The 10,381-nt window shown below is 45.9% G+C and carries 11 protein-coding genes and 1 tRNA gene; 3 read left to right on the top strand and 9 right to left on the bottom strand.

The features are described 5' to 3' along the window. Positions 1–10: 10 nt before the first annotated feature. From G6R30_RS06040 to G6R30_RS06020, 5 genes are all read right to left on the bottom strand, one after another. Positions 11–277 (bottom strand): transposase, encoded by a 267-nt coding sequence (locus G6R30_RS06040; RefSeq protein ID WP_010017457.1) that lies wholly within the window; start codon positions 275–277, stop codon positions 11–13. Further along, positions 274–1,281 (bottom strand): trypsin-like serine peptidase, encoded by a 1,008-nt coding sequence (locus G6R30_RS06035; protein WP_213822596.1) that lies wholly within the window; start codon positions 1,279–1,281, stop codon positions 274–276. Before G6R30_RS06035 ends, G6R30_RS06040 begins: the two co-directional genes overlap by 4 nt. A gap of 268 nt (positions 1,282–1,549) precedes the next feature. Beyond that, the gene (locus tag G6R30_RS06030) at positions 1,550–3,955 is read right to left on the bottom strand and encodes an FtsK/SpoIIIE family DNA translocase (RefSeq protein WP_213822593.1); all 2,406 of its coding nucleotides are present in this window, start codon (positions 3,953–3,955) and stop codon (positions 1,550–1,552) included. 123 nt (positions 3,956–4,078) lie between these two features. Continuing rightward, positions 4,079–4,258: a hypothetical protein gene (locus tag G6R30_RS06025; protein WP_213822591.1), complete on the bottom strand. Its 180-nt coding sequence runs from the start codon at positions 4,256–4,258 to the stop codon at positions 4,079–4,081. Next, positions 4,255–4,932, bottom strand: coding sequence for a type II toxin-antitoxin system death-on-curing family toxin (locus G6R30_RS06020; RefSeq protein ID WP_213822589.1), 678 nt, complete (start codon positions 4,930–4,932; stop codon positions 4,255–4,257). Before G6R30_RS06020 ends, G6R30_RS06025 begins: the two co-directional genes overlap by 4 nt. 530 nt (positions 4,933–5,462) lie before the next feature. Here G6R30_RS06020 and G6R30_RS06015 point away from each other — a divergent pair. Further along, positions 5,463–5,999 (top strand): potassium channel family protein, encoded by a 537-nt coding sequence (locus tag G6R30_RS06015; protein ID WP_338018336.1) that lies wholly within the window; start codon positions 5,463–5,465, stop codon positions 5,997–5,999. Further along, complete coding sequence (locus G6R30_RS06010) at positions 5,996–6,268, top strand: hypothetical protein (protein WP_213822586.1); 273 nt, start codon at positions 5,996–5,998, stop codon at positions 6,266–6,268. The genes G6R30_RS06015 and G6R30_RS06010 overlap by 4 nt, the downstream gene beginning before the upstream one ends. A gap of 77 nt (positions 6,269–6,345) precedes the next feature. On the opposite strand, the gene G6R30_RS06005 is transcribed toward G6R30_RS06010, so the two are convergent. Continuing rightward, positions 6,346–6,417: transfer RNA gene (locus G6R30_RS06005), tRNA-Glu, on the bottom strand. Positions 6,418–6,512: 95 nt separating this feature from the next. Continuing rightward, positions 6,513–7,031: a tRNA (cytidine(34)-2'-O)-methyltransferase gene (locus tag G6R30_RS06000; RefSeq protein ID WP_213822583.1), complete on the bottom strand. Its 519-nt coding sequence runs from the start codon at positions 7,029–7,031 to the stop codon at positions 6,513–6,515. A gap of 128 nt (positions 7,032–7,159) precedes the next feature. On the opposite strand from G6R30_RS06000, the gene G6R30_RS05995 reads away from it, so the two are divergent. Beyond that, positions 7,160–8,191 carry a lactonase family protein gene (locus G6R30_RS05995; RefSeq protein WP_213822578.1) on the top strand — a complete coding sequence of 344 codons (1,032 nt, stop codon included), beginning with the start codon at positions 7,160–7,162 and terminating at the stop codon, positions 8,189–8,191. Positions 8,192–8,324: 133 nt separating this feature from the next. Here the strand turns inward: G6R30_RS05995 and G6R30_RS05990 are convergent, their stop codons facing one another. After that, positions 8,325–9,818, bottom strand: coding sequence for an ABC transporter substrate-binding protein/permease (locus G6R30_RS05990; protein ID WP_213822576.1), 1,494 nt, complete (start codon positions 9,816–9,818; stop codon positions 8,325–8,327). 192 nt (positions 9,819–10,010) lie between these two features. Beyond that, on the bottom strand, positions 10,011–10,301 hold the full coding sequence (locus G6R30_RS05985) for a hypothetical protein (protein WP_213822574.1): 291 nt from the start codon (positions 10,299–10,301) through the stop codon (positions 10,011–10,013). Positions 10,302–10,381: the final 80 nt, after the last annotated feature.

The following is a 10,381-nucleotide window of genomic DNA, read 5'->3' as shown; positions in this document are numbered from 1 at the left end:
GTATCACGTTTTAATTTTTTGCCAGTAATACCGCCGCTCGTTTTAAAATATCATTTTCCTCTTTTAAACGATCATTTTCCTTCTTCATCTTTTTCATTTCATCTGTCGTATAAGTTTCGCCAGCAATTATTTGTTTTTGGCTGCCATGAACCCATTTAATAACGGTAGTGGAGGCCATACCGTATTCAATTGAAAGTGACAGAGAGGAACGACCTTCTTGATAGAGGGCAACAATGGCGTCTTTGAATTCCTGTGAGTAACGTGGCCTTTTAGTCATGTGCTGATTTCCTTTTTAGTCTTGGGATAATTATACAGTGGACGATGCATAAAATCTGTCCATTTTATCAGCATACGAGCATAGACCCGTTCATTGCCAAAGGAAACCCAACGGTTGCGAACGTTTTCTGGCGTTAACATCCCCGTCACGTCCGTCATTGCCTCTTGAATCCAGCAATTAGCGGCTGGGGTAATTCGCGTGGCATAATTGCCAAGTGAGTTTGACGAGCTGACCACGCCAACGACCTGGTTAAAGCAATTCAGAATTGGGCCACCGGAACTCCCATGGGACCAATTGACCTGCCGTGTCGTGATTTGATTCGTGGAAATGCTTTCCGCCCGTCCCGAATCAACGTACATATTATCGTTTCGATTTTCTGGTTCACCCATGCTTCCTGCCCCTAAGGTTGCTGGAAAACCAACGGCTGAAATAGTCTCACGGCCAATATCTTGGGCCCGGAGTTCCCCCAGTGTCAACGTTTGGGCGTTTGGCACCGGTCGACTCAAATGAATGATGGCCAAGTCATGATCGCCGGGATCTGCCCCCGGTGCATTTGGTAAAATCGCGTCTCTCAAGTACTCAGGAGAAACCGAAATGGCCCGTCCTTGATAACCGTCGCCAAATGGAAAACGTTCCTGATCCGACCCGTTTTCCCCACCGTAGGCTGGTTGAATCATCAAGTTGCGAGGGTTGGCAACACGCGTTGGCCAATCATCATCGCTGGCCCCCTCGCGGTCTGTCATCACGACATGGGCAGCCGTCAAAACCGTATCAGGTCCGATTAAGACCCCGGAACCCGACTCACCCGTCGCATGGTTAACGATGAGCACAACAGAAGAAAACGGTGCTTGCCGCGTGTCTGGCACACGTCCCTTTTGAAACTTTGCCTCATCGAAGACGTAAGCGTGCGAGACGGGACTTGCGACCATTGTTGTGGTTAGCATCGTTGCGGTCACTACTGTTAAACGGCGTAAATAATGGTGCTTCTTTTGTCTTGTTTTCATTCATCCTCCTCAGTTTTTACACAAAAATCGGAAAAATGCCCAAGCTACCAACGAATCGGCCGCCAAGCGAGCAACCAGTGCCAATTGCGGCTGAACAAAAGCCACTGTCTAAAGTCCATAACAGGGTAAAGCATTTGCCACCACCCCCTTTCTGCCGGTAATATAGCATGCTTCCAACAAGGGCACAAAGTGGCTGGTCCGGACCTCTAGACCACCGTCTAAAATACGAAACAAAAAAAGACGACTTGCCCCAGCAAATCCTCTTCTTTTAGTTTTCTGGTGTCGCTTTTTTCGTCACGTTCACTTGTCGTGGACGGGCCCCATCGGCAGGGCCAATGTAACCGGCGTTTTCGAAATCATCAACCAAGCGTGCTGCGCGGTTGTAACCGATGCGGAAACGGCGCTGCAAGAGTGAGGTCGATGCCTTCTGTTGATCAATGACAAACTCCAAGGCTTCATCAAAGAGTTCATCGTCAGAATCACCACCAACGCCCGCTTCATCCTGGGCAATCTCTTCATCTGTCACCGTCATCTTGTCGTCATAAGAAGCAGCTTGCTCCCCCTTGACAAAGTCGACAACGGCCGTCACGTCGGCATTGGAAATAAAAGCACCCTGCAAACGCTTATGTGCCTTGCCTGGTGGTGCGAAAATCATATCCCCACGGCCAAGCAATTTTTCAGCACCATTGGTATCCAAGATGGTACGAGAATCGATACCCGATGCCGTTCGGAAAGCAATTCGACCAGGAATGTTGGACTTAATTGTCCCGTTAATGACTTTGACATCGGGGCGCTGGGTAGCCAAAATCATGTGAATACCTGCAGCACGGGCCTTGGCACCCAATCGTGCAATCGACACTTCGATTTCAGAGCCAACGGTCGCCATCAAATCAGCGAACTCATCCACAACCGCCACAATGTATGGCAATTTCGTCATCAAAGCATTACCCGTTTCCTTGGCATGCGCGTTGTTTTCTTCAACGGCCGCGTTGTATTCCCCGATGTTTCGCTTCCCAAACTGGGCCAGCAAATCATAGCGGTTTTCCATTTCCTCAACTAACTTATTTAAGGACTTAGCCGCCTTCTTAGGGTCCGAAACGACCGGCGTCAGCAAGTGCGGAATCCCGTTATAAATCGACAATTCGACCACCTTGGGATCAACCATCATCAACTTGACTTCGGAAGGCTTAGCCTTCAACAAGAGTGACACGATAATGCCATTCAATCCAACAGACTTACCAGAACCAGTCGATCCAGCAATTAGCAAGTGCGGCATAGCCGCGAGATCAACCGAGACAATTTGGCCGGAGACGTCTCGTCCGAGTGGCACTGTCAACAGCCCATCTTTTAGCGTGTGTGATTGCTCAATCATGTCACGGAAGCCAACAACGGCTTGGGTATCGTTTGGCACTTCGATCCCGACATAAGGCTTACCTGGAATGGGTGCCTCAATTCGAATCGACTTGGCAGCCAGGGCTAAGGCGAGGTCATCGGCTAAGTTCGCAATCCGGTTAACCTTGACGCCCTGTCCTGGCTTCAACTCATATTGCGTCACCGTTGGACCAAGCGAAACGGACGATACCGTCGCTTCCACACCAAAGGATTTCAAGGTATCGTGGACCAGTCGGGACTTGCCATTCAAACTCTTGGCTTCTTGCGATTGGTCGGTCGCCTTTGTCTTCGTTAATAGGCTCGTTTTAGGCAGCTGGTAATCATCATCTGAAACCGTTCCCTGTCCCATATCAAAGTCGTCGGCTTTGGCCGCTTCTTTGGCTGATGGAAAGGACGTATCCGGCATGACATGTTCCGTCCCCTTCGTCCCATCGATAACGGGTTCTTCTGGGGTAGCGGTTGGTTGCTGCCAATTGATTTGCGGCTCAGTTGTCGAACTGGCGGTAGTATCGGCCACCTGTTCGTGCTTTTCAGCAACTGGCGCAAAGGGATCGTCTTCTTGACCGGTTGGCTCCGTCTTCGAACTGCCAAAAGGATCATCGCCAAAGTCCGTCAGATCCTGTCGCTCTTTTTTAGCCAACAATGCTCGTTGATCACGGCGTTCTGCCTGCCGCTCTTTCATTTCAACGGCTTTTTCCTGTGCTTTCTGAACGGACTTTTGCGCCATGTCGCGCGCAGGCAGCTTAAAGGTCACGATGAGCCCGGCAATAAAGAGAACGGCGATAATAATGACGGTTCCAACGTTTGACAAAAAGGCGTTTGTTAATTGGTAGAAGGCCGCACCGAAAAGACCGGAACCGACCGGTGTGTGGGCCGTTTGATTCGTCAATTCTTGGCCAATGATTCGCACTACCTGCGACATCGGGCTACCATCCGGCAAATCCGCCTGGGTAAAAAATAGTAAGGCGGAAAAAAGCATGGCGGCCAAGTAAAGCATCGTACCACCGGCATAGACGCGACCAGGTACTGGGCAGGCCTTGTCCATAATTAAGTAATAGCCAGTGAAAAAGACAATTAAAACGAGCGTTAACTGATAGAGATTACCGATAAAGAAGCGGACAAAATCAGCTAAATAAACCCCAAAAAGGCCAACCTGAAAGATGGCAAAAATGGACAAAACGATAATCGTCACCAGGGCAATCACCTGACTAGCTGCACCTGATCGCGACATCTTCTGTTTTTTATTCGACCTTTTCTTTGTCGTTCGGCTCTGCTTTGCCATCACAAACTCCCCTTGGTAATAGGATTTTATCCTATAAAATGAAAATACTTACGCTACCTATCTTAGCACAAGCAAAAAGAAGGCTCTACCCTCTTTCACCCGGGAGTTCTCAAGTCTTTCTTTCTATACTTTTGATAACATACGCAGGACTTCTTGGATGTCGGGGTTGTTCATCAATTCATCAAAACTTCTTTTATTCATTGCAGACCGCATCCTTTGATAGCTCTGACTGTCAGGGTCAATTGGATGAATGAAAGGAAGAACATTTTCTAAGGGAAACAGCTTTATCTTTTGACTGTTCATTGAATCTCCTCCAATACTTTTAATTGTTCTGAGACGCCATAAAAGCGACTATAAAAATTAATGTTATCCAAATGCAGAGTCGAACGGCTCTTAATGAACGCTTTCAACTCACTTTCAGAAAGCTCCTTTCGCGCAATTTGTAAAGATAAATCATATAGCTCCTGAGTATCGCGGTAATGCATTCGAATTAAATTACGTTCCAACATCAACATACCGGTTAGAAGCGCCGTTCGTTTATTACCATTATGAAATAACTGTTTTGAAGCCAGTGAATACCAAAGATAACTTGCTTTATCGATTACCGTTGGATGATATTCACGACCAAAAGTAAATTGATTCGACAAAGCCAAAAGTTGTTCTAATCCTGCCAGATCCTTCAACCCATACAAACTCTCAGTTTGTATGATTGTTTCAGCTACTTCATTAATATGAATCATTGTCGAGACAGAAAAGTTTTCGAGTGGTAGTACCTGCAATAAAAATTGGCAAGCGTCTGTCGATGCTTTTGCCTTAACTTTTAAAAAGCGTTGTGTCTTATTTTTGATAAGGGACAACTCATCCATCTGAACATCTGGCACTAGTTTTGTGCGAATGAAAAGCTCCTTAAATTCGTCAAATTGTTTTTCGGTGTCGTGTGCATATAACAAAACACCTGCTATGTTTTGAATTGGCATGGCGCCTCCTGGCATTAAAGCCCTTGGCGATTCATCCCCATTCATCTCATGACATTTTCAAGCCCTTTTATTCCCTATCAGCACTATAACCGATGGGCCCAAGACAGTTCAATATCACTTTGTATAATATCTATAAACTCTTCAAAATGGCTGATTTCCCTCCAATAGTTTGTGCATATTTTTGCAAATTCTCATCATTAGTGCTAAATTAAAATGCATAAAGAATAAGTTAGTAAAAACCTACAACATCAAACTTTTAACAGTGATACATTTAGTTCTTTTGCACTTGTTTTTCAAATAACCTAATGAACACAAGACATAATACGCAAACAAACTATCCTGTTATTAATACAAATTCCAACTTAAATAAAAATGAAAAAATTATATTACGCTACTGTTTTCACTTTTGCCATTGTGTCAGTTGCATTGGCCGGTCTTGATATAGGTGGACTAATATCAATCAATAAAGAACCATATTTTTTAATTGATAAGTTCATCCTTTTATTCTTCTGGATTATTACATCGCAAGATTGACGAAGTCAAAAAACAAGTGGCAGTTTTTCAAATCAAACATCTTTGACCTTTTAGCCATCATCCCCTTTGATTCTTTGTTCTCAATGTTCCGAATCGCTCGTACAATAAGGCTTCTTAAATTGCTTCGTTTCGTTCGTATCGTTGGTTTTACCGGTCGTTTCAAGCGTAACGTTGCAAAGTTCATCAACACTAATGGGTTCATCTATCTGATGTCATTTGCGGTTGTGCTTGTCTTATTGTCGGCAGGTATTTATTCACTGGCCGAAAACGTATCGTATGCCAACGCGCTATGGTGGGCTATTGTGACGGCTACAACAGTTGGATATGGCGATATATCCCCTACGACTGCAATCGGTCGTGGTGTCGCTATTATATTGATGTTCGTTGGCATTGGCCTGATTGGAACGATAACCAGTACTGTGACATCTTTCTTTACACAGCAGCAAGCCGACAAGTCAGACGAAGAACTAAATAAAAAACTTGCCGAGATCAACGACAAGCTAGACAGATTGGAAAGGAAGTTAAGTAAATGATTACATTAATTGGATTTGTTGCTATATTTTGGATTTTAATTTGGTTCACTTGGAAGCTTTGGACGAGTTGGATTCCGTTGTTAATCTTATTACTTATTGGTATGTACATCGTCACATTCTTATTCAGTTTTTGGGGGCTCATATTGATGGGTGTGATTGCTGCTTTGGCAATTGCTGGATATTTCAGTCCAGAACAACGAGCTAAGCGCGCTGCTGACAAAAAAGAATTTGACGATATGATGAAGTTTTATGAAGACGACAACGATTAAGCCGACAGGCTTTTTTATTTGCTTTAATAACAAACAAAAAAGGCCTCACACCAACGAGTGATGTGAAACCTTTTTAGTAGCCCGTGAGAGAATCGAACTCTCGATTCCGCCGTGAAAGGGCAGCGTCTTAGCCACTTGACCAACGGGCCATGGTCAGTTGTTGCTCAATATCGCTATCAAACAACTATATTAGTATAGCAAGAATCATTTCATCGCGCAAGACTTTTTTCAATAAAAACGAAACTTACTTTAACTTGTCTTGTTCATAAGTATGAATTTTATCCAATTGGTCAAAGTCTTGCTGGCGCAAGGCTTCAAAGATAACGATGGCGACCGTATTGGACAGGTTCAACGAACGAATATGTTCATCATTTTGAGGAATTCGGATGGCCTTTTCAGGATTCTGGCGCATGAAGACTTCGGGCAGACCCGTTGTTTCCTTACCAAAGAGGAAGTAGTTGTCCCCTTTTCCTGCTGCCAAACGGTAATCTGGATCCGTGTAATCCTGGTTAGCGAACTTCGAAACCAGGTAGAGCCGGTCTTCTTCCCCCAAGGTTGCTAAAAAGTCAGGCAAAGAAGCATGCGTTAGCAAGTCCACGTGCTCCCAGTAATCCAAACCGGCACGCTTAACGGCTTTGTCCGAAATATCAAAACCTAGCGGTTCGATGAGGTGTAAGACAGCGTTTGTTCCTGCGGCTGTCCGCGCAATGTTACCGGTGTTTGCCGGCATCACCGGTTCAAATAATACGATATGATTTGTCATGGATTCATCCTTTTACACTTTTCAATTCCCCTTATTTTAGCACAGGACGAAAGCGATGAGCAGACCCCAGCGACTTTTCCATGTTATAATGACAAAGATACGATAAAAGCAAAGGAGTGTTTCTGAACATGACTGTTCACCATGTACTTTTTGGTACTTATACAAAGAAAACGTCCAAGGGTGTCTATGAGGCAACCTTCGATGACCAAACGGGTCAATTAGCGGATGCCACCCTGGTCTATGAAGCTACGAATCCAACTTACCTGGCCCTATCAAAGACGAACAAGGCCTACATCGTCGACAAGCGCGACAACCTCGGTGGTGTCGCCGTAACGGACAACGCCAAGCGTCCTATGGCTGAGATTGGCGCGAACATGACGGAAGGATCAACACCCGCCTACATCGGTGTTGATGAAGATCGTCAACTGGTTTTTGCCGGCTACTACCACCGTGGCACAGTGGAGTCTTACAAGATTCTAGCTAACGGTTCATTAGAGTTGAAGGATCGTTTCCAAAACACCGGATCCGGTCCACGTCCCGAACAAGCGACCGCTCACATTCACTTTGCCAATTTGACGCCGGATAAGCGTTTAGTGGCCGTTGATTTGGGAACGGATGAAGTCATTACCTTTGATGTTCAAGAAGACGGCAAGCTCAAAGAGATCGCCCGTTACGAAGCCATTGCTGGTTTCGGCCCACGGCACATCCGTTTTTCAAAGGACGGGGAATACGCCTACCTATTAGGTGAGTTATCCTCCCTCCTCTCCGTCTTGAAGTACAATGAAGAAGACGGTTCCTTCGAACATTTGATGACGGCCCCAACCATCCCATCGGATTGGGATGATCACAACGGTGCTGCTGCCATCCGTGTTTCATCAGACGGCCGCTTCATTTACACGTCAAACCGTGGTCATGACACCATTGCGGTCTTTAAGGTTTCCAACCTTGGTGCCGAAATCGAATTGATTCAAAACATCTCGGTGGAAGGTTCCTTCCCTCGTGACATGGCCTTGGATCCCGAAGAAAAGTTCCTGGTGGTGCCAAACCAAGAAACCGACAACGTCACGGTCTTTGCTCGTGATGAAGAAAGCGGTGAATTGCGCTTAGTTCAAAAGGACTTTGCCATTCCAGAAGGTGTTCGCATCGCCTTTGAAGATTAATAATACAAGAACTGCTCTGGCAGTTCTTTTTTATTGTCGTCACTTCTCACAGCGCCCAAAGTCCACCAAGGACAACAAGTTCATCCCAGCAAAAAAGGCTTTGAATTCCGTCGAATTCAAAGCCTTTTATTTATTAACGATTCATACGCTTTTCAACAAAGCCAAGGGCTCGTGAAATGGAGAAAGTCAAAACGAAGTAAATCAGCGACGTAATGATGAGCGGAACGAATGGCTCAAAGGAGGCCCCTTGAACAACAGACGTCTCGTACATCAATTCGCCGACACCGATAACCGAAATCACAGAACCTTCCTTGATAACCGAAACGAACTCATTTCCCAAAGCCGGCAAAATCGTTCGAACGGCCTGGGGAAGAATCACGAGACGCATCGTTTTATTCTTCGTAAAGCCAAGGGAGCGAGCCGCTTCCATTTGGCCATCATCAACCGATTCAATTCCTGACCGAATGATTTCAGCCACGTAGGCCGCTGAGTTCAAGCCCATGGCTAAAGCTCCGGAAGCAAAGGCCGACAGGTTCAAGCCAAGAACTTGTGCACCGAAGAAGACCATGAAGGCCTGAACCAGCAAGGGTGTTCCCCGGACGTATTCCACGTAGATGTTTCCAATGGCACGCAGTAGGAAGGATGATGACAACTTCAGAAGGGCAAAAATCGTTCCCAAGGTCGTCCCAATCAAAACGGCAACCACCGCTAATGCCAGTGTAATCAGCGTTCCTGAAAGGAAGTAGTGGCCATACTTATCCCAGTAGGACTTGTTTTCATTGGCAAACATGGCCTTGTTGGCTTGCTTTTGCCACTTTGAAAAAGTCCCGTCCGTCGTGACTTTATCGACAACAGCGTTGACTTTGGCCAAGAGCGCTGGCGAATTCTTTGGAACGGCAACGGCTGAGGCGCCGGTTGTATCCGATGAGAAGCCAGGGTTCACAACAGCAAAACTCTTGTTCTGCTCAGCGTAGGCATCGGCAATTGGCTTTTCAGTAACGATTCCCGCCAAAACGCCCTGGGTCAACTGCGAGATCAAGTTGGGATACTTCTGCAAGGAAACGACGGAAGCACCGTCAATGCTCTTGGCCGTATCTTCTTGGACGGTCTGCGTTTGTGCGCCGACCTTTTGCCCCGAAAGCTTTTCCAAGCTGTTGTATTTGTTTTCGTTTTTCTTCAAGACCAGCATGGTCTGCGGCGCTTTTAGATAGACTTTGGAAAAGTCCACTTGCTGGCGGCGTTCCTCATTTGCGGTGAAGCCGGAAACAATCATGTCGATTTTCCCCGTTTTCAACGAACCAAGGAGGGCGTCAAAGCCCATGTCCTTGATTTCTAACTTCACATCCAGTTTCTTGGCAATGGCTTGCGCTAAGGAAACGTCGAAACCAACGATCTTGTCCTTACCATTTTGTTGGGTGTGGAATTCATAGGGTGCATAATCGGCCGACAGTCCAACGACCAGCTTCCCGCGCTTTTGAATCTTTTCTAAAGTCGGATCAGTCGTTGCAGCTGATGCTTGGTTTGCTGCTGCAAGTGGTGCCAACAACATACTGAAAAACAAAGCAGCGAGTGCAAGAAGACTCAGCCACTTCCGATTCAAACCTTTTTTAACTTGGTGATTACTCATGGGCATATCCTTTATGGGTTCTGCTTTTAACTAATCTATTATACAAAATAATCCGCTCCTTGTCTGCTCTTTATCCGCTCTTTGTCTGCCAAAGCAGTCGATTGGGCAAGCGACTTTGTCGGCACAAAAAAGGACGAGCACATATGCTCGTCCTGCTCGATATCATTTCATCATCGCTTGGTTGAAGTAGCTTTAGTCATCTTCATCCTTCTTTTTACGACCAATCAAGAAGAACCAGAAGCCGGCAACGGCAATTCCTGCAGTTCCGATGGCTTCCCAAATACCATTTCCCTTAGCGGTCGTGGTAGTCTTTTTGTTCTTCTTTGACTTGTTCAAATCCGTCGCGGTTTCACCCGGCGCATCGGACACTTGGTCGGTTGTTGCTGTTTCCTCAATGCTTGTCGTTCCAACGGCATTGTCCGTATTATTGACAACATCTGTCGTGTTTGGCAAGACGAGGTTTTCATCATTCGTACTTGGCAAAGTCAGATTAGTTGGCTATGCTCGTATGCTGATAAAATGGACAGATTTTATGCATCGTCCACTGTATAATTATCCCAAGA

Source organism: Fructobacillus parabroussonetiae (assembly GCF_018437265.1).
In the GTDB taxonomy this organism is placed as follows: domain Bacteria; phylum Bacillota; class Bacilli; order Lactobacillales; family Lactobacillaceae; genus Fructobacillus; species Fructobacillus parabroussonetiae.
Note: the sequence above shows the minus strand (reverse complement) of the source record. Positions and strands in the feature narration are given on the sequence as shown.